The following is a 21564-nucleotide window of genomic DNA, read 5'->3' on the forward strand; positions in this document are numbered from 1 at the left end:
ATGCAAATCATCAAACCCATCCTGTTCAGCGCCCTGCTGCTGAGCGCCGCCGCCCACGCCCATGTCACGCTAGAGCAGCCCGAGGCCCCGGCAGGCAGCCCCTACAAGGCGGTGCTGCGCATCGGCCATGGCTGCGAGGGCTCGGCCACCACGCGCGTGAGCGTGATCCTGCCGCCCGGCTTCCGCGGCGCCAAACCCGTCCCCAAGCCGGGCTGGACGCTGGCGCTGCGCCGCGAAAAGCTCGCCACGCCCTACGAGAGCCATGGGCGCAGCGTCACCGAGGAACTGGCCGAGGTGAGCTGGACCGCCAGCAGCGAGGCCTCCTATCTGCAGGACGACTGGTACGACGAGTTCGCGCTGCGCGGCAGCCTGCCGGCCACGCCCGGCACGCTCTGGTTCAAGGTCAAGCAGACCTGCGTGAAGGGCGAGTGGGACTGGAGCGAGGTGCCGGCCAGCGGTAGCAGCAGCAAGGGCCTCAAGGCCCCGGCGGTGCGGCTGGAGCTGCGTCCGACGGCGCCCTAGCGGGCGCGTCCAGCCAGCGCTCGAGCAGCTGCGCCGCCGGCATCGGCCGGCCGAAATGGTAGCCCTGCACGGTGTCGCAGCCGGCCTGGCGCAGGAACTCGGCCTGGTGCGGCTGTTCCACGCCCTCGGCCACCGTGTGCAGGCCCAGCGCGCGGGCCAGCGCGATGACGGCGTGCACGATCGCCTCGCCGCCGCTGTCCTCGCCGATGTCGCGCACAAAGGACTGGTCGATCTTGAGCCGGTGCAGCGGCAGCCGACGCAGATAGGCCAGGCTCGAATGGCCGGTGCCGAAATCGTCGATCGCGAATTCGACCCCCAGGCTCAGCAGCTCCTGCAGATGCCGCTGCGCCTGCTCGGGCTGGCGCATGATCAGCGACTCGGTGACCTCCAGCTCCAGGCGCGCGCCGGCCAGGCCGCTGTGCGCCAGCGCCTGCGCCACCCGCGCCATGTGCTGCGGGTCCTCGATCTGCTGCACCGAGAGGTTGACGGCGATGCGCGGCACGCGCAGGCCCTGGGCCTCCCAGGCCACCATCTGCGCGCAGGCCTGCTGCAGCACCCAGTCGCCGATCTCGCTGATCAGGCCCACCTCTTCGGCCAGCGGGATGAACTGCGCCGGCGACACCAGGCCCAGCTGCGGATGCTGCCAGCGCACCAGCGCCTCCACGCCGGCCAGGGCGCCGCTGCGCAGATCGATCTGGGGCTGGAAATGCAGCCGCAGTTCGCCGCGCCCGGCGGCGCCGCGCAGCGCCGTTTCCATCATCAGGCGTTCCAGCACCCCCGCGGCCAGGCCGGGCTCGAAGAACTGGTAGGCATTGCGCCCCTTGGTCTTGGCCTCGTACATGGCGCGTTCGGCATGCCGCACCAGGGTGTCGGCGTCGCTGGCGTCCTCGGGGAACAGGCTGATGCCCAGACTCAGCGTCACCACCAGGGCATGGCCACCGATATGGAAGGCGCGCTCGAAATCGAGCAGCAGGCGCTGCGCGCAGGCCAGGCAGCCATGCACGCTGGCATCGTCGTCCAGCACCAGGCCGAACTCGTCGCCGCCCAGGCGCGCCAGCAGCGTGGTGGGCGGCAGCAGCGCGCGCAGGCGCTGGCTGGCGGAGCGCAGCAGCTCGTCGCCGAGCGGATGGCCGAGCGTGTCGTTGACGTTCTTGAAGCGGTCGAGGTCGACGAAGATCATCGCCAGCACCCGGCCGTCGCGGCGGGCACGCTCGATCGCCTGCTGCAGCCCCTCGCGGAACACGGTGCGGTTGGGCAGGCTGGTGAGGGCGTCGTGGCCGCTCAGGTGGTCCAGCTGCTGCTGCGCCTCGCGCATCAGGCTGAGGTCGTTCAGCACGCTCACATAGTTGGTGACCTCGCCGCGCTCGTTCTTCACCACGCTCAGCGTGACCCAGGCCGGGAAGATCTCGCCGCTCTTGCGCCGGTTCCAGATCTCGCCATGCCAGCGCCCGGTGTGGAGCAGGCTGGTCCAGAGCTCGCGGTAGAAGCCGGGCGACTGGCGGCCCGACTGCATCAGGCGTGGATTGCGGCCCAGCACCTCGGCCTCGGCGTAGCCGGAGATCTGGGTGAAGGCGGGGTTCACCGCGACGATGCGGGCCTGCGCATCGGTCAGCATGATGGCCTCGCTGGTGCTCTCGAACACGCTCGCGGCCTGGCGCAGCTTTTCCTCGGCGGCGCGCCGGCTGCTGATGTCCTGGATCACTGTCACGATGCCGGGCGCGGGCACGCCCTCGGCGCCCATGCTGGCCACCGTCAGCGACAGCCAGATCGTCGTGCCATCGGCGCGCACAAAGCGCGCCTCGGTTTCGAACTCGTGGATCTGCCCCTCCCGCAGGGCTTCCAGTTGCGGCTGCAGGCGTACCAGGTCCTGCGGGTCGGCCAGCTCGCGCCAGGCCTTGCCGCACAGGTCCACCTGGCTCCAGCCCAGGATCTGCGCGCAGCGCTGGTTGACGCGCTCCACCCGCCCCTGCGCGTCGGTCTGCGCCACGCCCACGGCGGCGAGCTCGAACAGCGCGCGAAAACGCTGCTCGCTCTCGGCCAGCGCCGCACCGGCGGCCAGGCTCTCGGTCTCGCGGCGCTCCAGCGCCCCCAGCATGCTGTCGAAGCCTTCGCCCAGGCGGCCCAGCTCGTTGTGGCGCTGCGCGCCGAGGCGGAAGCCGCGCTGGCCCAGGCTGACCTGGTCGAGCGCATCCACCAGGCGCTGCAGGCCGCGCGTCAGCCCATCGGCGATCAGCACCGCCACCACGCCGCCCAGCAGCAGGGCCAGCAGCAGCATCCACAGGGCCTGGGTGCGCGCCTGCTCGACGCCGCGCTGCACCGCCTCGTTGCCCATGCCCACGCGCGCCCAGCCGAGCTGGCGCGCGCCCGCCATCACCGGCGCCGCCATGTCGGTGAAGGTCTCGCTGGCCGCCACGATCTGCACCCGCGCCGGCTGCGCCAGCAAGGCCCGGCTGGCGGCGTCGCTCATGAAACGGCCGGTATGGCCGGCCTGGCTGTGCGCCATCACGCGCCCCTGCAGCGACACCAGCATGGCATAGCGCACCTCGGAGGCCTGGGCCACCGAGGCAATCACCTCCTGCATGCCCGCCAGGTCGTCCGCCATCACCCAGGGCGCGGCGCTGACCGCCAGCGCGCCGGCCAGGTCGCGCGCCTGGGCCAGATGCTGCGCGCGCAGCAGCTCGCTCTGCGTGCGCAGCTGCTGCCAGGCCAGCAGGCTCACGCACAGCGCCAGGCTGGCCGCCATGCCCAGCATCAGCTGCATGCGGATGGAGATGCCACGCCACCAGGCCAGCAGCGGCCGCAACAGTCGCATCATCCCTGCACCCCGCGCACCGAGCGCTCGAATTCGTCCATGAACTGGCGCACCGGCCGATAGGTCGCCTCGTCGGCGCCCTCGAACAGCGTCAGCGGGATGCGCGCCAGCAAGACCTGACCCTCGGCGTGACGATGCAGCTCCAGCAGCAGCTGGCGCAGCCGCGCCACCAGCGCGGCCGGCACGTCGTCGCGCGCCACCAGGGCGTTGTTGGGCAGGGTGTCGGTCTGCCAGGCCTGCACCAGCCGGGCGGCCTCGTCGGGATGCTCGCGCTGGAAGGCGCGCCAGGGCAGCGGCCAGGTCGACGCCGCCGCGGTGTTGCCCAGCACGGTGTTCATGATGGCCGACTCCTGCGAGCCGACGTAACGCTGCTCATAGGCGGCCAGCGGCAGGCCGTGGCGGTGCAGGAAGTACTGCGGCATCATGGTCGCCGCCAGCGCGCTGCGCGCCGGGAAGCTGATGGCGCGGCCACGCAGATCGGCGATCGCGTGCACCGGCCCGTCACGCCGCAGCAGCAGGATGCCGCGGAAGGATTCGTCGTCGCCCATCTTGGCGAACACGCGATAGCCATGCCGGCTGGCCAGCAGGGTCTGGTAGGGATTGGGCAGGGCGAAGGCGAAGCGCCGCTGCTGCAGCTGGCGCTCGAACTCCTCGTAGTTGCGCGAGGCCTGCAGCTTGAGCCTGGCCTCGGGCAGCTGGCGGTTGAGCCAGTCCACCAGAGGCCCGTAGACCTCGAACAGCTTGGCCGGGTTGTGCAGGGGATGGACCGCGAACAGCAACTCGCCCTCGGCCCCCGCCGGCGCATCGGCATAGCTGGGCTGGTAGTCGCCGGCCGGCGCGGGGTCGCGGCCGCAGGCCGCCAGGCTCGTCAGGCCGGCCAGGCAGGCGCGCCTCGTCCACATCCGCAAAATCACGCCCCTCTGGTCAGGATCGGTCGAAATAGCGGGAAAAACAGACCATCAAGATTGCCTCGATAGTGGCGCCTTCTTCGGCGCAATACCCCGCTTGCCCTTGGCCGATGATAGCCTCATGCGCTTTCGCAACAGCCGCCCCGCCCCCGTCCGCGTGCCGTATCACCGGCCCGCTCCACGTCGCGGTCTGGCGTCTGTGCCGGCCATGCCACTGATTTCATAGCGCCCGGGCCGCGTGCCGCCCGGCGGCTCGCTCTTGCCTGCGCATTTGCGCTCGCCTCCACACCGCAGCCCCACAGGCTTTTGCCATGTCCACGGGCGGTGTCTTATTCAGCGCATTTGGGCGGACCCCTCACCGGGTCCGCCCTTCTTTCTTTAGCCGCGCGAGCGCTCAGCGCAGCAGCTTGGCCGCCGACAGCTCGCCGACCTTGTTGCCCAGCGCGCGGCCGACCTCGCCCGAGTTGCGGTAATGCACGCCGTCGTAGACGCGCGCATTGATGACCTCCTGCATGAAGGCGTCGACGCTGGTCCATGAGCGCGTCACGCCGGGCAGGGTCGGGCTGGTGGTGGACAGGCGCGGCGTCGGCCCATCGCCGATCTCGGCCTTCAGCACCGCGCCCAGCGAGCCGGCGATGGTGCAATGCGCGCAGGGGTACTCGGGGTGCATGGGCGTGTCGATCAGGGGCAGCCAGCCGGCGTCGCGCTCGGTGGCGTCGTTGCCGTCCCGGTCGCCATTGCGGATCGCCGTGAAGGGGCGCCAGAAGTGGTAGTGGTACTTGGCGTCGAAGACGGCGTCGATGGCGTCCACCATGGCCTGCCCGCTGGCCGCCAGCAGGCGCGCGTTCTGCGTCGGCTCGCGCCCAGGCTGGTTCGCCACCGAGCGGGCGATCGGGTAGTAGATGGTCGGCGTCGTCGCGGCCCAGAAGCGGGCGATCTCGGTCTGCTCGGCATCGCGCTGGCTGCCGGTGCGCGCACCGAAGGCCTTGACCTCGTTGTAGTCGCGCGCCCAGACCGCGCTCTTCAGATCAGGGGGCGGCCCGGGGCGGAACTGATCGGGCCGCTCGAGCAGCCAGCATTTCCCGGGCGGCAGGTCGGCCATGACCGGCAGCACCGTCGGCACATACTGGCCGGGGCCGGTGACGGGGCGGTAGAACACCGGCGACGCGCCCGTGGGGGCCCGCAGCGCCAGGATGCCGGCCACGGCCTTCTCACCCAGCGCGATGCCGTCCGCCTTGGCGGGCCCGTCCGGGATCGCGGCCAGCGCCGCCTGGTAGGCCGCCTCGATGGCCGCGGTCTGCGTCGTCGCCATGCGGTTCAGCACGACGCGGTTGGCCGCGGCCACGGCGGCGTCGATCGAGGCCCCGGCCGGCGCCTCCAGCTTCAGGTAGCCGGCCTGCGGAAAACGCCGCGTGATGGCATTCACGGATTCGAACACCGCCGCCTGGATCAGCACCATCGGCGCCTGGCCCCAGGGCCCGGCCTGGTGGGCCACGGTGATCTCGCTGGCCCTCTGGTTCCAGTCCGTCACCACATCGGCTCGCGCGCCCGCAGCCAGCAGGACGGGCATGGCAACAACACTCAGACGCAGCAAGGTGTTCATGGTCGCTCCCGGTTTACGAAGGAGCTTCGATCATGGAACCCTGGCGGCGTCGCGACAAAACCCTGCTTGTCCCTTCTTCTGCCGCCCGCCGCCTAGGCCGCGCACAGCAGGCTCTCCAGCGCCTGCTCGCGCACGCCGTAAAAGCGCTTGATCTCGGCGATCTGGTCCAGCAGCTCCTGGCGCCGCGCCGCCGGCAGCGGCACGGCGCGCTTGACCGCCAGAATCATCTTGTTCTTGCTGGTGTGCTCCAGCGAGATGAACTCGAACACCTGGGTGTCGTAACCCTCGGCCTCGAGCAGCAGCGCGCGCAGGCCGTCGGTCACCATCTCGGCCTCCTGGCCCATGTGGATGCCATGCTGCAGCAACGGCCGCAACAGCGCGGGCGACTTCAGCTGCGGGCGCAGCTGCTTGTGGCAGCAGGGCGAGCACATGATGATGGCGGCGCCGGCGCGCAGGCCCAGGTGGATGGCGTAATCGGTGGCGATGTCGCAGGCATGCAGGGCGATCATCACGTCCAGCCGCGCCGGCGTGTAGCTGCGCACATCGCCCTGGTCGAAGCGCAGGCCCGCCAGGCCATGGCGGGCCGCGGCCGCGCCGCACAGCTTCACCATGTCGTCGCGCAGCTCGACACCGGTAACCTGGGCGTCCTTGCCCAGGCCGCGCAGATAGTCGTAGGTGGCAAAGGTCAGATAGCCCTTGCCCGAGCCGAAATCGGCCACATGCACGTCCGGGCTGTCCGCCAGGCGCGAGGCCTTCAGCGCGGCCGCGAACACCTCGATGAATTTGTTGATCTGCTTCCACTTGCGCGACATCGCCGGCACCAGCTGCAAATCGCCCTTGACCGAATGGGTGAGGCCGAGATCGGCCCAGAACGGGCGCTGCAGATCCAGGTAGCGCTGCTTGTCGCGGTTGTGTTCGTCGGTGCCGGCCTCGGCAGCACTGGCATCGGCCGCTGCGCTGAGCTTGCCGACCCGCAAGCTGGCCTTGCCCTTGCGGCTGAAGCTCAGCTGCACGTCCTCGCCCTGGGTCAGCAGATGGGCATGCAGGAACTGCCGGCCCAGCAGCCCATGCAGCAGCGCCAGGCCCTCGTCGAAGCCGTGGTTCTTGGTGACGTCCTTGGTGCGATGGCGCCACACCATCGAGAGCTGGCGCTCGCCGCGCAGCTGCACCTCGCGCACCAGCAGGCGCTCCAGATCGGCATCGCCGCCCTGCGGCTTGCCCAGCATCAGCTTGCCGAAACTGCCGGTCTGCAGGGACAGGGCCAGCAGATGCATGAAGCGCTGGAGGGCATCCGGGGCGGCAGGGGCTTCGCTGCGCAGGAGTTGCTGGAAAAAGGAAGGGGACACGGGCGGTGCTGGTGCTAGGGCGGGTCCCGATTGTCCGCCATCGCGCACAGGCGCCGCCCGGGCTCGCGTGCCCAGCGCTCCAGCCCGGCCCACAGGCGCTGCAGATGGTCGCCCCCCGGCGACTGCAGGCCATGATTGCCCTCGGGCACCGGCCAGTCGCAGAAGGACTCGGGACGGCGCACAGCGGCCAGCGCCGCAAAGCGCTGGTAGGCCAGCGGCGGCACCAGCGCGTCGCGGCCGCCCCAGGCACGCAACAGGTCTGCGTCGCCGGCCAGCAGGGGTTCGGCCACGCGCCAGGCCAGCAGGTCGCGCCAGTAGCCGAGGCTGCGGCCATCGCGCAGCGTGGCGTCAGCGAGCGGCCCTTGTGCGGCGGCGCGCACGCTGGCCCAGGCGCGCGCCTCGCCCAGGCGCCGAGCCTGCAGCTCGGCCGCTTCGGCCGGGTCCAGGCCCGAGCCACCAATCATCACCAGTCCGCGCAGCCCGGGAATCTCGGGCGCCAGCTCGGGCAGCAACTCGGCCCCCTCGGAGACGCCGATCAGCAGCACCGGCAGGCCTGCGGGGCCAGACTCGGACTGGGGCCGGCGCACCCAGGCCTGCAGGGCCGCGCGCGCGTCGGCGAGCCAGGCGCTCAGGCGATCGGCCCGCACGAAATCGGCGGGGCAATCCTCCGCAGCGTGGCGCTCCCAGGGCTGCACGCCTGGCTTGTGCAGCAGCAGTAGCTCGGCATGGCCAAGGCCACGGAACATCGGCTCGGCCACCCCCGCCCAGCCACTACAGCCCGAGCCGGGCAGCACCAGCACCTGGTAGCGCGCCGGCGCCAGCAGGGCCGGCCGGTGCCAGGCCAGCAAGACCTGAGCCTCACGCGCCGTCGGCAATTCCAGCGGCGTGAATAAAGCAGAAGGCCCGGCCCCCCAGCCGGGCGTGCCCAGCAGCAGGAGCCAGGCCATGCAAGCCCGGCGCAATGCGCGCGCAACGATCACTTCAGGATCACGGTGCCCTCGTTGGAGGCCGGCGGCGGCATCGCATTGCCGCTGCGGCGCGGCGTGTTGCCGCTCTCGGGCAGGCCCGGCAGGCCCAACTGGTCGGCCATCTGCTCGTAGACGTTCTCGGCCAAGCTCTTGGAGGTCTCGCGTATCACCTTGCCGCGGTTGGGCGGTTGCACGTCGCCGCGGTTGGAGAGCAGCTTGGTGTCGTTGCCGGCGCCCTGGGCCGAGAACGAGGCCTTGATCTCGTAGGTCTTGGTGCTGATGAGCGAGAAGTCGGCCACCAGGTCCAGGCTGAACTGGTAGGAGGCGCTGGTGGTGCCCTGCAGGGGCGAGAGCGAATCGCGGAACTCCAGGCTGGTGAGGGTGCCGAACAGCACATAGTCGGCGCCGTTGAACTCACCCTTCTTGATGCGCGCGATCACGTCCTTGACCTCGGGCTGGCGCACCGGCTTGGCCATCTTGCCGGTCTGGATCTGGTTGAGCGCCTGCTCGGCCTTGGTAGGCTGCGGGTCACCGGCATCGAAGCGCTTGCCCTGCACCAGGCGGAACTGGCCGCCCTTGAGCATGGCGCCGCGAATGTCGTTGCTGAAGGAGCCCAGCTCACGCTGCTCCATATAGCTGTAGGTACCCGAGACATAGGTGCCCGAGCTCTGCTGGGTGGCGACGATGCCATGCTGGTTGGCCGTGACGCCACCGCTGCTCTTGACGGTGCCGGCTTCGAAGTACTGGGCCACCGCCTGGGTGTAGGCAAGGTCGGTGACGGCCACCTTGGGCGGCTGGCCCTGCTGGGCCTGGGCCACGCCGGCCAGAGCGGCCAGCGCGGCCAGGCAGGCGCCGGTGATGATGTTGCGACGGTTCATATGCTCTTCTCCCTGCTCAGCGCTTGCTGGTCTTGCGGATGTCTTTTTCTTCCTGCCATTCGATCGTGCCTTCCTGCACATCGAACATCTTCAGCGTGAACTTGTAGTACACGTCCTTGGTCTGCGAATTCTGCTTCACGATGGAAGTCAGCTCGCCTTCCAGGCTGTACTTGGCGGCCGTCATCTGGCCCACCTTGGCGGTGGTGTTCTGCTTGTAGAGGCCGCTCTGGTTCTGGCGCTGCAACTCGTCCACACCCTGCTGCATCTCGTTGATCGAGCGGGTGAAGCGCACCTTGCCCGACTTGACCAGGGCGGTCTGGATCGAGTTCATCACATTGGTGGTGTCGATGTATTCGCTGGTCTTGTTCTTCACCGTCGAGATGGTCACCGTGGGGCGGCCCTGGAAGATGCCGGTCTCGAGCAGGCTGCCCACCATCTTCTCGGCAATCATCTGCAGGTCGGTGGAGCCGAACTCGTTGGTGACCAGTTCCACCGCCTTGGAGTCGCCATAGTTCACCTGGCGCTGGAAGCGCACCACCGGTGAGGAAACATGGGTCTCGCAGCCGGCGAGGACGGCGCTCGCCAGCAGGGCGGCGAGCGTGAGGGTCGTACGGATCGTGAGCTTGGTCTTCATGTTCTTGTCCTTCCTTGTTCTGTCTGTGCGCGCCGGGCGCTCACTTGCTTTCCACGCTCATCTCGAGCTTGAGGTCCACGGCCGAGGGATGCTGGGCCACGCCCTTGAGGGTGACGGTCTGCAGGCCCAGCACGGTGGTCTGCTTCCAGCCCTCGCCATCGCCCACTTGATTGCCCACCGAGTCGAGCCAGCGGAAGCGGTGGAACACCACGCGGTCCTTGTTCTCGACGTTCTGCAGATCGGCCTGCACCACCAGGGTGTCGTTCTTGCGCTGGATGCGCATCTCGGCCACCTTGATGCCCTTGGGCGAACCGCGCAGGTCCAGCTTGGCGGCGATGGCGGGCGAGGTTTCGTCGGCCTTCTGGGCCTGGGCGCCGGTGCCGAGCAGCAGGCCCAGGGCGAACAGGGCGGCGCTGACGGGTTTGATTGCCTTGCGTTGCATCTTCTTGATCCTCACTTCAGTTCTTCGTCGGCGTGGCGGTGGCGGCTGCCGCGGGCTTGGCGGCGGCCGGCTTGGCAACGGGCTTGGCGGCCGGCTTGGCCGCGGGCTTGACCGGTTCGCTCACCACCGCAGCGGTGGCGGCGGGTGCGGCGGCCGGCGGCGCGGCGGCCATCAGGCGGCCGAACTGCGACACGTCGCCGACCAGGAATTGCTCCTCGTAGACGCGCAGCGGCACCACGGCGTACTGGCCCGCCACCTTCACCGGTGCATCCAGCGCGCGGCCATTGATGCTCACCTGATGCTCACCGGGCGGCAGATAGCCGCGGGCCAGATAGACGCGACCGGGCAGCATGCGCCAGATGCGGTCGTCGGCCTGCTCAGTCACCGCCGAGGCGGCGATGCCCACCAGCGCGCCGAACATGCCGGCACGCTTTTCCAGCTCGTTCTGCACCACTGCCTTGGCGACCGCGCGGGTCACGCCACGCAGCACCATGCCGGGCATTTCGTCCTTCAGCGCCCGGCGTGCCATCACGTTCACGTCCACCACGCGCTCGAGCTTGAAGTCACGGCCGCCGGCCTGCAGATTGCTCAGCATCGCGTCCTTGGACGGGTCGATCACCGGGTAGGAAATGCTCACCGTGCGGAGCGAACCGCCCACCGGCACCGGGATGGTGAAGCCCTTGGGCTTGCGCGCCGGTGCATTGCCGGCCTCCACCACGAACAGCACGTCGGTCATCTGCTGGCGGCGCTTGTGGGTGAAGCTGGTGCGGTCGTCCAGGCCGCGCAGGCCTTCTTCCAGCAGCGGCGTCTCGGGGCGCAGCTCGATGGCCTTGCGATAGCCCGGTGCTGCCAGGCCCGGCTCATTGGTCACCTCGTAGATGAAGCCGGCCAGGTAATGGCTCAGCGCATTCTGGTAGCCGTTCTTGAGTTGCAGCACCTCGGGGTCGTTGAGCGTCTCGACCGGATAGCCGTTGAGCTCCTTGCCCTTGGCATCCACGCCCTTGGACTTGGCTTCCTCCTCGGCCGCCGCGGTGTCCTTGGCGCGCAGCTCGGCAATCACCGCCTCGCGCTCGTGGGTGCGCTTGACGTCGACGCGCGCCTTCTCCAGGTCACCCTCGGAAAGGCGGTTCAGCGCCAGGCGCGTGGTCAGCCAGACCTTTTCATAGTCCTGGCCTTCGTAGACCTTGAGGCGCTCGCTGATCAGCGCCGCACCGGCCATGCCCAGCAGCTTGCTGGGGTTGGTCTTGGCGGTCTCTTCCCATTGCTGCACCTTCTGGTCGGCCAGCAGGAAGGCCTCGGTGCTGTCGGCATAACGCTTGTTCAGGCGCAGCAGCTCGCCGCGCTCCATATTGAACAGCAGCTCGGCCTTGGCGTCGGCCGAAGTGGCGGAGGCCTCATGCTGGGCCAGCGCCGCCGCCACGCCGCCGGTACGGGCGGTGGCCTGCACGGCCGAGGCATGCTTGTCGTGGCTCTGCATGGACGCGCAGCCGCCCAGCAGCAACAACGCGCCAGACAGGCTCAGGGCACCCCATGAGCGCAAGATCTTGTGATTATTCAAATTACTCTCCCAGCTCGATCGGAGAGAGCAAGGCCGATCCGCTTGCACGGACCCATCCCGGCGCGCCCTGCATCCTCTCGTGAGCATTGCATTGAACATGCCGCCAATGCAGCGGCGCCGTTGTCCAAGCACCCCGGCCTTGCGCGGCCGGAACGCGTCAAACGGCGGAAAATGTAGCACGCTGTTACTTTTCGTATATCCCATGAAGGGGGTAGAAGTTGGGGAGAAAGTCACAGGGCAAGACCTGACACTCAAGCAGGGTTTTCGGCAGGCGCGCACATCGCCCGGCGGTCGGATCATTGGGCTCATGCATCTGCCCGCATTCCCGTCCATCGCGCCCCCGGCCGTTGCCGGCCTGCTGCTTTGTTGCGCCTTGCTGGGGGGCTGCGCCGGCGGGCGGATGGCGCCGCCCGAGCGCAGCACCAACAGCCTGGGCATGCACTTCGTCACCATCCCGGCGGGCGAGTTCATGATGGGCAGCGACGAGCGCCCGGACGCCCTGGCCCAGGCCTACCCGCAATACCCGCGCGAGCGCTTCCTGCTGCTGGCGGACGAGGCGCCGGTGCATAGGGTGCGCATCACACGCGCCTTCCAGATGGGCCAGCACGAGGTCACGGTGGGCCAGTTCCGCCGCTTTCTGCTCGCCTCCGGCTATGTGCCCGACGCCGAGCGCGACGGCACCGGGGGCTATGGCTACAACCCCAGTTACGACCCCGCCAGCAGCGCGCGCGGCGACGCCTTCGAGGGGCGGCAGCGACGCTACTCCTGGCGCAACCCCGGCTTCACGCAGAGCGAAGAGCATCCGGTGGTGAACGTGACCTGGCACGACGCCCAGGCGCTGGCGGCCTGGCTCAGCCAGACCGAGGGCCGGCGCTACCGCCTGCCCACCGAGGCCGAATGGGAGTACGCCTGCCGCGCCGGCAGCCGCACCCGCTATCACAGCGGCGATGCGCCCGAGAGCCTGGCCCAGGTGGCGAATGTGTTCGACCAGGACAGCGCCAGCCTCTGGCCCCAATGGCGTGCCTTTGCGCTGCCGCATCACGATGGTTTCTCCTTCACCGCGCCGGTGGGCAGCTTTGCGCCGAATGCCTGGGGTCTGCACGACATGCATGGCAACGCCTGGGAATGGGTGTCGGACTGGCATGGCGACGACTACTACGCCCACTCGCCGGTGGAAGATCCGCAGGGCCCGGCCGAGGGCGGCGTCAAGGTGCGGCGCGGCGGCTCCTGGCACACCTGGAGCTTCTATGCCCGCGCGTCCTATCGCAACTGGAACGATCCGGACACTCGCTACACCCTGGTGGGCATGCGGCTGGTGCGCGAGTTGCCCTGACAGGCTGACCCATTCAGACCTGACCCCAATCTGCCGATACCCCATCATCCGGATCTGACGGAATGACTTAGGGAGAGCATGGAGCGTTTGGTCGAACAGCTGGTGGCCTGGCACAACCGGCATCCATTGGCGTTGCGCATCACACCCGGCGATGTGCACACCCTGGGTGTCGTGGCCCTGCCCTTCATGCGCGGCAGCCGGCCAGCGGAGGCGAGCGAGCCGACCCTGACCGACGAGGTCAGCGAGGAGGAGGCACTGACACGCGCGGCCGATGCAGCCAGCCGGGCGACCGCGGCCTTCGCTGCGCCGCAGCCCTGGTGGAAGGCGCTGGACCCGCGCCAGCTGTTTGCCAGCCCGACCCGCGGCCTGCTGGGCGAACTGCCCTGGCCGGTCTTCAGCGAACGCTTCATCCCGGGCCTGCGGTCGGCCCAGGTGGCCCAGTTCGCGCTCGCCCATGGCTACACCGCCCAGCCCGGCGAGGCCGATTGGCCGCAACGCATCGTCGCCATCGACGAAAGCCTGGTGGCCAGGGCCAGCCAGGGGGCCTGGCCGATGGAGCTCTACCTTGCCAGCGCCGGCATCGATGTCGGCGACGCCCGCACGCGCGTGCTGATCGGCCAGGGCGATGGCAGCGAATTGCTGATGCTGGGGCGGCGCTGCTTGGACAAGCGCCGTGTCGCCGCGCTGGGCCTGCTGCTGGCCGCCCTGCTGGCCCTGCCGGCCTGGCTGCTCTGGCCCTCGGCCGGGCCGCAGCAGGAGGCGCCACCAAGCGCCGCCTCCGCGCCCAGCCCGGCCGCCAGCCCCGCCAGCGCCATCAACGCCGGGAGCAGCGCGGCCAGCGCGCCCGCCAGCGCCGCAGCCGAGCCGGTGGCCGCGCCGGCCAGCCAGCCCAGCATGCCGGCGGCCACGGCCGCTTCCGTGCCGGCATCGTCACCAGCATCGGCATCCATCCCGGCATCGGCGCCACCTCCGGCAGCCGTGGGCGTGACGGCAGCCGAGCTGCCGAACGAACTTGCGCCGGCCGGCACCATTCCCAGCATCAGGCCGAATATGGTGAGCACGCCGCGCACCCGCAAGGCGGCCGCCGAAGCTGCCAGCCAGGCCGCCAGCCAGCCGCCCAGACCGGCGATGGCGGCCGCGGCGAGCGCGCCCGCGCCCAAGCCGGCGCCGGCCAAGAAGCCGGAGCCCGCGCCCGCCGCCTCCGCGGCCGGCACGCTCTCGGGCGAAGCGCCCTCGGAGGCCGCCAAGACGGCCACCGCCCGGCTCGCCGCGCGCAGCCAGAGCGTGGTGGCCCTGGTGGGCCCCAGCCTGGCCAGCAAGAGCGACGCCGAGGCGATGCTGACGCGCATGCGCGCCATGGTGGCGCAAACCGTGGGCGATCGCAGCCGCCTGCAGGCCGAGGTGATGCAGACGCCCGAGGGCTGGCGCGCCACCATCTGGCCCTTCGCCACCCGCGAGGAGGCCCAGCTGATCAATGCCACCTTGATCGCGAGGGGCATGAAGACCCGGGCGGTAGACTTTTAGGGGCCCTCTGCGAGCCCTCCATGGCCGCGTTCGTGAGAGAACGGGCCGGCTCGTAGGCGCGGCGCGATGGTCGGGCTGCGGCCCGAAGCCGAGCACCGCAACGCCCGAGCAGGCCCGTTATCTCGCGAACCCTTCGGGGCGGGACTTGGCGGGCGTTGGCCGGCGTTGCGAGCCTTGCCCAGACACCGGTCTGGGCGGCGGTTCGCGCCTTGGCCAACATCCCGCTAAGATCCCGCCGCGACCCATGGAGGGCTCGCAGAGGGCCCCTTAGCATGCTGACCGTCAACAAACTCATTCCCCGCGGCCAGGGCCTGGCCCCGGCCCTGCTCAAGCGCGCCACCAGCCTCTCGCTGGACTGGGACCAGCGCCAGAAAAGCCGGCTCGATGCGAGCGACAGCCAGGGCCGCGCCCTGGGCATCTTCCTGCAGCGCGGCACCGTGATGCGCGGTGGCGACGTGCTGGTGGCCGAGGATGGCTCGCTGATCCAGGTGCAGGCCGCACCGCAGGCGCTGCTGCGCGTCAGCAGCTGCGCCGAGCATGGCTCGCCCTTCGACCTGCTGCGCGCGGCCTACCACCTGGGCAACCGGCATGTGCAGCTGGAACTGACGCCCGAGCATCTGCAGCTCGAGCCCGACCATGTGCTGGCGCAGCTGCTGCGTCAGATGCATCTGATCGTCACCGAGGTGCAGGCCGCCTTCGAGCCCGAGGCGGGCGCCTATGCGGAATCACATGCCGGCCATGGGCACGATCACGGGCACGGCCACCAGCACGAGCAGGTCGTGCATGTGCATGGGCCGGGCTGCCGGCATTGATGCACGAACTCAGCTGCGGTAGTCGGCGTTGATCGACACGTAGTCGTGGCTGAGGTCGCAGGTCCACACCGTGGTGTGGGCCAGGCCGCGGTGCAGCTTCACGCGCACCGTGATCTCGGCCTGCTTCATGACGCGCTGGCCGTCTTCCTCGCGATAGTCGGGGTGGCGGCCACCCTGGCGCACCACATGCACCTCGTCGAGGAACAGATCGATCAGGGTCTGGTCCAGGTCGGCGATGCCGGCATAGCCCACCGCCGCCAGGATGCGACCCAGGTTGGGGTCGCTGGCGAAGAAGGCCGTCTTGACCAGCGGTGAATGCGCGATCGCGTAGGCGGCCAGCTGGCATTCGGCCTCGTCGCGGCCGCCCTCCACCTGCACCGTGATGAACTTGGTGGCGCCCTCGCCGTCGCGCACGATCGCCTGGGCAAGCTGCTGCGACACCGCGATCACCGCCTCGCGCAAGACCTGACCCTCGGCGCTGGCCAGGCTCTCGATGCGCGCATGGCCGGCCTGCTGAGTGGCGATCAGTACGAAGGAATCGTTGGTCGAGGTGTCGCCGTCGATGGTGATGCGGTTGAAGGAGGCGTCCGCCGCATCGCGCACCAGGCTTTGCAGCAGCTCGGGCGCAATGTTCGCGTCGGTGGCCACGAAGCCCAGCATGGTGGCCATGTTCGGACGGATCATGCCGGCGCCCTTGGAGATGCCGCTGATGGTGACGGTCTTGCCAGCGATCTGCACCCGGCGCGAGGCCGCCTTGGGCAAGGTGTCGGTGGTCATGATGCCGGCGGCGGCATCGGCCCAGGCATCGGCCTTCAGCGCCGCCAGCGCGGCCGGCAGGCCGTCGATGATGCGATCCACCGGCAGGGTTTCCATGATCACGCCGGTGGAAAAGGGCAGGATCTGGCTGGGCTGCACGCCCATCAGCCGGGCCAGCGCGTCGCAACTCTGGCGCGCGCGCTGCAGGCCGTCTTCGCCGGTGCCGGCATTGGCATTGCCGGTGTTGATGAGGATGGCGCGGATGCCGCCGTGCGAAGCCAGGTGCTCGCGGCAGATCTGCACCGGCGCGGCGCAGAAACGGTTCTTGGTGAACACGCCGGCCACCGCGGCGCCCTCGTCCAGCGCGATCACGCTCAGATCGCGCCGGTTGGCCTTGCGTATGCCGGCCATCGTCACCCCCAGGCGCACACCGGGCACGGGGAACAGAGAGGCGGGATCGGGGGCGCTGAGATTGACGGGCATGGGCTGGCTCTGACAGAAGGGAATGGCGCGAATTGTAGGCACCCCCGAATGACAAAGGGCTTCCGAAAAAGCCCTTTTCCTGCCTGCGCCCTGCGGGCCCTGGGCTCAGCGCCCCTGGCGGCGGCGCGCCATGAAGCCCACCGCCATCAGGCCGGTGGCCATCAGCAGATAGCTGCCGGGCTCGGGCACGCTGGAGACCGTCACCAGGTCCTGGTAGGTCGGGTTGGACAGGCGCGTCAGCGTGTACTTGGCGTCGCCCTGGTAGCCTTGGGCGTCCGACAGGTACTTGTTCGCCAGCGAGGCCAGTGCCGAGTCGTCGGCCGTGCTGCCGGTGCTGGTCCAGCCGAACTGGAAGGTGCCGGCGTTCACATCCAGCGCGGCCGTCTTTTCATGCGTGATCTCCCAGATGGCCGTCTGGAAGGCGGCCTTCTGGAAGTCGCTGCTGACGCTGCCGTAGTTGCTGGAGAACAGGCCTTGCAGCAGCACGCCGGTCGCGCCGCCGAAGCTGGAGGCGGTGTAGATCTGGCTGCCCAGGGCGGACGGGGCATGCGTCTGCGCCAGTTCGATGCAGAAGGCGGCAAAACTCTGGCCGCCCGCGGTGTACTGCATCGCGCCGGACAGGAATTCATCGGTCAGCGTGGTGCTCAGCTCCACACCGCTGGTGGAGACATATTCGATGCTCACATTGCCTAGGGCCTGCGCCCCGGCGGCGCCGGCCAGGGCCAGCGTGGCGATCAAAGTCTTGCTGTAGGCGTTCATCTCGTCGGTACCTTGTTGTCGGGGCGAGGACAGGGATCAGCGCGCCGCGCGCTTGCGGCCAAACACGGCCACACCGGCCAGCGCCAGCGCGACCAGCGCCAGGCTCTGCGGCTCAGGCACCGCATTGGCCGTGACGGTGTAGGAGCCCGCCACCTTGTCGTTGCGATCCAGGCCGTTGACGGTCAGCGTCCAATGCCCGGCGCTCAGGAACACGCGGCTGAGCGCGATGGTGTCGTCGAAGAAGGTCACCGGAATCGTCTTGCCCTTGGCATTCGTCTCGGTCCCCGCGACGATCTGCCAGCCGGAGCTGATGAAGGCGGTGGCGTCGGGCGTGCTGTCGAACACGAAGGATTGCGCGCCCTTGCTGAGCACCACCGACTGGATGGTGACGTCATTGGCGTCCTTGCTGCGGGTCAGCAGGCTGAGGTCGAACAGGCCGTCGGCATCGACATTGAAGGGGTGCGACTCGCTGAACGCCCCGCCATTGAGCAGATTGCCGTGCAGGACGCCGCTGTTGAAGCTGACCGGCGCGGCAAGCGCCGAGCCAGCGGCCAGAGCCAAGCAGGTGGAAATTGCCGCAAGTTTGATCTTCTTCATAAGCGTGGATGTCTTGTTGGGTCTGGATGCACCGGCACGGTGCCTACCTCCCGCACCGTGGACTTCACTTTAGGGGGGTACCCGGGTTCTGGGCACCCCCCACCCATGTGGGCGGCGCTTGAAATTCGCGCAATAGCGCACAGTCCCCCGCAAGCCGGGGGGATGCCCGCACATGAAAAAGGGCCGCGGAAGCGGCCCTGCTGCGGGAACTCCAGCGGCTCAGCTGAGCTTGCCGTGGCAGGCCTTGTACTTCTTGCCGCTGCCGCAGGGGCAGGGATCGTTGCGGCCGACATGGCCGAACTGCGTGGCCGGGTCGGTGTCCTGCGAGACCGAACCATCCTCGTTGGGGTGGGTGTAGGTCACGTTGCTGACTTGCTCGGCACGCTCCTCGATCGCCTCGGCGGCGCGGCTGGCCTCCTCCTGCGACTGGATGCGCACGTTCAGCAGGGTGCGGGTGACTTCCATCTTCACCACGTCCAGCAGCTGGGAGAACAGCTCGAAGGCCTCGCGCTTGTACTCCTGCTTGGGGTTCTTCTGGGCGTAGCCGCGCAGATGGATGCCCTGGCGCAGATAGTCCAGCGCCGCCAGATGCTCGCGCCAATGCTGGTCGATCGACTGCAGCAGCACCATGCGCATGAAGGGCGTGAACTGCTCCAGGCCCACGCGCTCGAGTTTGTCGGCGAAGGAGGCGTCGCCGGCCTTCACCACCAGTTCAACGATGTCTTCGTCGGTGATGGAGTCGCTCTTCTTGAGCTCGGCCACCAGCGGCACCTCGAGCTGCCACTCGTCCTTCAGCACGCGCTCGAGCTGGGGCAGGTCCCACTGCTCTTCCAGGCTCTCGGCCGGCACAAAGGTGCGCACCACATCGGTCAGGCTGCTGGCGCGCAGATTGGCCATCTGGGCCACCAGGGTCTCGGCCTCGAGGATGTCGTTGCGCTGCTGGTAGATCACCTTGCGCTGGTCGTTGGAGACGTCGTCGTACTCGAGCAGCTGCTTGCGGATATCGAAGTTGCGGGCCTCGACCTTGCGCTGCGCGCTCTCTATCGAGCGCGTCACGATGCCGGCCTCGATCGCCTCGCCCTCGGGCATCTTCAGGCGGTCCATGATGGCGCGCACGCGGTCGCCCGCGAAGATGCGCATCAGCTGGTCGTCCAGCGAGAGGTAGAAACGCGAGGAGCCGGGGTCGCCCTGGCGGCCCGAACGGCCGCGCAGCTGGTTGTCGATGCGGCGGCTCTCATGGCGCTCGGTGGCGATGATGCGCAGGCCACCCTCGGCCTTGACCTTATCGTGCAGGCCCTGCCACTCGTCCTTGAGCTGCTGGATGCGCGCGGTCTTGTCGGCCTCGGCAATCGCCGCGTCGGCTTCGATGAACTGGATCTGCTTCTCAACGTTGCCGCCCAGCACGATGTCGGTGCCGCGGCCCGCCATATTGGTGGCGATGGTGATGACACCCGGGCGGCCGGCCTGGGCCACGATCTCGGCCTCGCGGGCATGCTGCTTGGCGTTCAGCACCTGGTGCGGCAGCTTGGCCTTCTTCAGCAGCTCGGAGATCAGCTCGGAGTTCTCGATCGAGGTGGTGCCCACCAGCACCGGCTGGCCGCGCTTGTGGCAGTCGCGGATGTCCAGGATCACCGCGTCGAATTTTTCCTTCGAGGTCTTGTAGACCAGGTCCAGCTCGTCCTTGCGGATGGTCGGGCGGTTCGGCGGGATCACCACGGTCTCGAGGCCGTAGATCTCCTGGAACTCGTAGGCCTCGGTATCGGCCGTGCCGGTCATGCCCGAGAGCTTGCCGTACATGCGGAAGTAGTTCTGGAAGGTGATGGAGGCGAGCGTCTGGTTCTCGCTCTGGATCGCCACGCCTTCCTTGGCTTCCACGGCCTGGTGCAGGCCATCGCTCCAGCGGCGGCCCGTCATAAGGCGGCCGGTGAACTCGTCGACGATGATGACCTCGCCGTTCTGCACCACGTAATGCTGGTCCTTGTGATACACGTGCTGGGCGCGCAAGGACGCGTACAGGTGGTGCATCAGCGTGATGTTGCCGGCGTCGTAGAGGCTCGCGCCCTCGGCCAGCAGGCCGGCCTCGGCGAGCAGGCGCTCGGCGTTCTCGTGGCCGTCTTCGGTCAGGTAGATCTGGTGCGACTTCTCGTCGACGGTGAAGTCGCCCGGCACCTCGACGCCCTCGCCGGTGCGCGGGTCCAGTTCGCCGATCTGCTTCTTCAGCAGCGGCGAGACCTTGTTGATGGCCAGATAGACATCGGTCTGGTCATCGGCCTGACCCGAGATGATCAGCGGCGTGCGCGCCTCGTCGATCAGGATCGAGTCGACCTCGTCGACGATGGCGTACGAGAGGCCGCGCTGCACGCGGTCCTTGGTCTCGTAGACCATGTTGTCGCGCAGATAGTCGAAGCCGTATTCGTTGTTGGTGCCGTAGGTGACGTCGGCGGCGTAGGCGGCCTGCTTCTCCTCGCGCGGCATCTGCGGCAGGTTGATACCCACCGTGAGGCCCAGGAAGTTGTAGAGCTTGGCCATCCACTCGGCATCGCGGCGTGCCAGGTAGTCGTTCACCGTCACCACATGCACGCCCTTGCCGGTGAGCGCATTCAGGTAGACCGGCAGCGTGGCCATCAGGGTCTTGCCCTCGCCGGTGCGCATTTCGGCCACCTTGCCGGAATTCAGCACCATGCCGCCGATCAGCTGCACATCGAAGTGGCGCATCTTCAGCGCGCGCTTGCCGCCCTCGCGGCAGACCGCGAAGGCCTCGGGCAGGATCGCGTCCAGGCTCTCGCCGCCGGCCACGCGCTGCTTGAACTCCGCCGTCTTGCCGCGCAGCTGCTCGTCGCTGAGCGCCTCGAACTGCGGCTCCAGCGCATTGATCTGCTGGACGATGCGACGGTAGCCTTTGAGCAGGCGGTCATTGCGACTGCCGAAAATCTGGGTAAGAAGCTTGGGCAACATGCAGCGTAGTGGTTCGGTAGCGTGCGCCCCGGCGCAAGCCTGGACGCTAAAGATGTTCGGCGGCGCCAGGCGCACCGGAATGCGGTCGCGCTCAGGCCGTGGCGGGTTTGTTTATTGGTTTGGAAATTTCTGACGCCGGAACAAACTGGGGGCGCCCCCGCGCAAATGCAAGCGCGCGCCCGGCAGCTTCTCGCTCCAGAAAAACCCGCGGAGTTTAGCATCCGGCCCCCTGTGCCCTCGCCGCGCCGGCCCCGGGACTACACTGAGGCCATGCGTTCCCGCTCGCCCCGCTACCTGGCCCAGCCCAAGGGCCCCTCCGTGCCCGAGCCCCTGACCATCGCCACGGCGCTGAGCCAGCATAGCGGGCTGGCGCGGCTGGGCCTGCTGATGCAGGAATCGAACCGGCGCATGGCCGTGGTGCGCGTGGCCCTGCCGGGCGCGCTGGCGCGCTTCGTGTTCGCGGGGCCGCTGGATGAGGAAGGTTGGACCATGCTGGCGGCCAATGCCGCGGTGGCCGCCAAGCTGCGTCAGCTGCAGCCCCGGCTGGAGCTGCTGCTGCAGGAACAGGGCCTGATGCAGGGCAAGCTACGCATCAAGGTGCAGCAGCATTAGATGGGGCTTGAAGCGCCTGATTCAGCGAGATGGTGCGGCTATCGGATTCGAAAAGTCGTGAT

At 68.8% G+C, this 21564-nt stretch carries 17 protein-coding genes and 1 pseudogene; 5 read left to right on the top strand and 13 right to left on the bottom strand.

Annotated features, from left to right (window positions below; translation table 11 throughout):
• On the top strand, positions 1 to 522 hold the full coding sequence (locus tag PFX98_RS01090; protein ID WP_285233322.1) for a YcnI family copper-binding membrane protein: 522 nt from the start codon (positions 1 to 3) through the stop codon (positions 520 to 522).
• Here the strand turns inward: PFX98_RS01090 and PFX98_RS01095 are convergent.
• The 9 genes from PFX98_RS01095 to PFX98_RS01135 form a co-directional block, all read right to left on the bottom strand.
• Positions 476 to 3337: an EAL domain-containing protein gene (locus PFX98_RS01095; RefSeq protein WP_285233323.1), complete on the bottom strand. Its 2862-nt coding sequence runs from the start codon at positions 3335 to 3337 to the stop codon at positions 476 to 478. The genes PFX98_RS01090 and PFX98_RS01095 overlap by 47 nt on opposite strands.
• Positions 3334 to 4236, bottom strand: coding sequence for a phosphate/phosphite/phosphonate ABC transporter substrate-binding protein (locus tag PFX98_RS01100; RefSeq protein ID WP_285233324.1), 903 nt, complete (start codon positions 4234 to 4236; stop codon positions 3334 to 3336). The genes PFX98_RS01095 and PFX98_RS01100 overlap by 4 nt, the downstream gene beginning before the upstream one ends.
• A gap of 400 nt (positions 4237 to 4636) precedes the next feature.
• Positions 4637 to 5845: a vanadium-dependent haloperoxidase gene (locus PFX98_RS01105; protein ID WP_285233325.1), complete on the bottom strand. Its 1209-nt coding sequence runs from the start codon at positions 5843 to 5845 to the stop codon at positions 4637 to 4639.
• A 92-nt stretch (positions 5846 to 5937) separates the two neighbouring features.
• The gene (locus PFX98_RS01110; RefSeq protein WP_285233326.1) at positions 5938 to 7191 is read right to left on the bottom strand and encodes a class I SAM-dependent methyltransferase; all 1254 of its coding nucleotides are present in this window, start codon (positions 7189 to 7191) and stop codon (positions 5938 to 5940) included.
• A 14-nt stretch (positions 7192 to 7205) separates the two neighbouring features.
• On the bottom strand, positions 7206 to 8138 hold the full coding sequence (locus PFX98_RS01115; protein ID WP_285233327.1) for an alpha/beta hydrolase: 933 nt from the start codon (positions 8136 to 8138) through the stop codon (positions 7206 to 7208).
• Between the two features lie 29 nt (positions 8139 to 8167).
• On the bottom strand, positions 8168 to 9037 hold the full coding sequence (locus tag PFX98_RS01120) for a hypothetical protein (RefSeq protein ID WP_285233328.1): 870 nt from the start codon (positions 9035 to 9037) through the stop codon (positions 8168 to 8170).
• 16 nt (positions 9038 to 9053) lie between these two features.
• Positions 9054 to 9671, bottom strand: a complete 618-nt coding sequence (lpoB, locus tag PFX98_RS01125; RefSeq protein ID WP_285233329.1) for a penicillin-binding protein activator LpoB — start codon at positions 9669 to 9671, stop codon at positions 9054 to 9056.
• Between the two features lie 40 nt (positions 9672 to 9711).
• Positions 9712 to 10113 (bottom strand): YcfL family putative periplasmic lipoprotein, encoded by a 402-nt coding sequence (locus tag PFX98_RS01130; protein ID WP_285233330.1) that lies wholly within the window; start codon positions 10111 to 10113, stop codon positions 9712 to 9714.
• Positions 10114 to 10129: 16 nt separating this feature from the next.
• Positions 10130 to 11590: a COG3014 family protein gene (locus tag PFX98_RS01135; RefSeq protein ID WP_285233331.1), complete on the bottom strand. Its 1461-nt coding sequence runs from the start codon at positions 11588 to 11590 to the stop codon at positions 10130 to 10132.
• A 481-nt stretch (positions 11591 to 12071) separates the two neighbouring features.
• On the opposite strand from PFX98_RS01135, the gene PFX98_RS01140 reads away from it, so the two are divergent.
• From PFX98_RS01140 to ureE, 3 genes and pseudogenes are all read left to right on the top strand, one after another.
• The gene (locus tag PFX98_RS01140; RefSeq protein ID WP_285235513.1) at positions 12072 to 13004 is read left to right on the top strand and encodes a formylglycine-generating enzyme family protein; all 933 of its coding nucleotides are present in this window, start codon (positions 12072 to 12074) and stop codon (positions 13002 to 13004) included.
• A gap of 78 nt (positions 13005 to 13082) precedes the next feature.
• Positions 13083 to 14528 (top strand): hypothetical protein, encoded by a 1446-nt coding sequence (locus tag PFX98_RS01145; RefSeq protein WP_285233332.1) that lies wholly within the window; start codon positions 13083 to 13085, stop codon positions 14526 to 14528.
• Positions 14529 to 14800: 272 nt separating this feature from the next.
• Positions 14801 to 15337 (top strand): annotated as a pseudogene (gene ureE, locus PFX98_RS01150) (urease accessory protein UreE); the annotation flags it as partial.
• A 12-nt stretch (positions 15338 to 15349) separates the two neighbouring features.
• On the opposite strand, the gene argJ reads toward ureE, so the two are convergent.
• The 4 genes from argJ to secA form a co-directional block, all read right to left on the bottom strand.
• The gene (gene argJ, locus PFX98_RS01155; RefSeq protein ID WP_285233333.1) at positions 15350 to 16579 is read right to left on the bottom strand and encodes a bifunctional glutamate N-acetyltransferase/amino-acid acetyltransferase ArgJ; all 1230 of its coding nucleotides are present in this window, start codon (positions 16577 to 16579) and stop codon (positions 15350 to 15352) included.
• A 105-nt stretch (positions 16580 to 16684) separates the two neighbouring features.
• Positions 16685 to 17338, bottom strand: coding sequence for a PEP-CTERM sorting domain-containing protein (locus PFX98_RS01160; RefSeq protein WP_285233334.1), 654 nt, complete (start codon positions 17336 to 17338; stop codon positions 16685 to 16687).
• Between the two features lie 36 nt (positions 17339 to 17374).
• Positions 17375 to 17935 carry a PEP-CTERM sorting domain-containing protein gene (locus tag PFX98_RS01165; RefSeq protein ID WP_285233335.1) on the bottom strand — a complete coding sequence of 187 codons (561 nt, stop codon included), beginning with the start codon at positions 17933 to 17935 and terminating at the stop codon, positions 17375 to 17377.
• Positions 17936 to 18154: 219 nt separating this feature from the next.
• Positions 18155 to 20890 (bottom strand): preprotein translocase subunit SecA, encoded by a 2736-nt coding sequence (gene secA, locus PFX98_RS01170; RefSeq protein WP_285233336.1) that lies wholly within the window; start codon positions 20888 to 20890, stop codon positions 18155 to 18157.
• Positions 20891 to 21160: 270 nt separating this feature from the next.
• Here secA and PFX98_RS01175 point away from each other — a divergent pair, with 270 nt between their 5' ends.
• Entirely contained in the window at positions 21161 to 21502 is a 342-nt protein-coding gene (locus tag PFX98_RS01175) for a hypothetical protein (protein WP_285233337.1), read from the top strand.
• The last annotated feature ends 62 nt before the right edge of the window (positions 21503 to 21564 follow it).

The sequence above is a fragment of the Paucibacter sediminis genome (assembly GCF_030254645.1).
GTDB lineage: Bacteria > Pseudomonadota > Gammaproteobacteria > Burkholderiales > Burkholderiaceae_C > Paucibacter_B > Paucibacter_B sediminis.

Coding starts and splice junctions, on each gene's coding strand:
- secA (WP_285233336.1), bottom strand. CDS start 20,890: ATGTTGCCCAAGCTTCTTACCCAGATTTTCGGCAGTCGCAATGACCGC.
- argJ (WP_285233333.1), bottom strand. CDS start 16,579: ATGCCCGTCAATCTCAGCGCCCCCGATCCCGCCTCTCTGTTCCCCGTG.
- PFX98_RS01140 (WP_285235513.1), top strand. CDS start 12,072: ATGGCGCCGCCCGAGCGCAGCACCAACAGCCTGGGCATGCACTTCGTC.
- PFX98_RS01095 (WP_285233323.1), bottom strand. CDS start 3,337: ATGATGCGACTGTTGCGGCCGCTGCTGGCCTGGTGGCGTGGCATCTCC.
- PFX98_RS01165 (WP_285233335.1), bottom strand. CDS start 17,935: ATGAAGAAGATCAAACTTGCGGCAATTTCCACCTGCTTGGCTCTGGCC.
- PFX98_RS01160 (WP_285233334.1), bottom strand. CDS start 17,338: ATGAACGCCTACAGCAAGACTTTGATCGCCACGCTGGCCCTGGCCGGC.
- PFX98_RS01135 (WP_285233331.1), bottom strand. CDS start 11,590: ATGCAGAGCCACGACAAGCATGCCTCGGCCGTGCAGGCCACCGCCCGT.
- PFX98_RS01115 (WP_285233327.1), bottom strand. CDS start 8,138: ATGGCCTGGCTCCTGCTGCTGGGCACGCCCGGCTGGGGGGCCGGGCCT.
- PFX98_RS01090 (WP_285233322.1), top strand. CDS start 1: ATGCAAATCATCAAACCCATCCTGTTCAGCGCCCTGCTGCTGAGCGCC.
- PFX98_RS01120 (WP_285233328.1), bottom strand. CDS start 9,037: ATGAACCGTCGCAACATCATCACCGGCGCCTGCCTGGCCGCGCTGGCC.
- PFX98_RS01145 (WP_285233332.1), top strand. CDS start 13,083: ATGGAGCGTTTGGTCGAACAGCTGGTGGCCTGGCACAACCGGCATCCA.
- PFX98_RS01100 (WP_285233324.1), bottom strand. CDS start 4,236: ATGTGGACGAGGCGCGCCTGCCTGGCCGGCCTGACGAGCCTGGCGGCC.
- PFX98_RS01175 (WP_285233337.1), top strand. CDS start 21,161: ATGCGTTCCCGCTCGCCCCGCTACCTGGCCCAGCCCAAGGGCCCCTCC.
- PFX98_RS01130 (WP_285233330.1), bottom strand. CDS start 10,113: ATGCAACGCAAGGCAATCAAACCCGTCAGCGCCGCCCTGTTCGCCCTG.
- lpoB (WP_285233329.1), bottom strand. CDS start 9,671: ATGAAGACCAAGCTCACGATCCGTACGACCCTCACGCTCGCCGCCCTG.
- PFX98_RS01105 (WP_285233325.1), bottom strand. CDS start 5,845: ATGAACACCTTGCTGCGTCTGAGTGTTGTTGCCATGCCCGTCCTGCTG.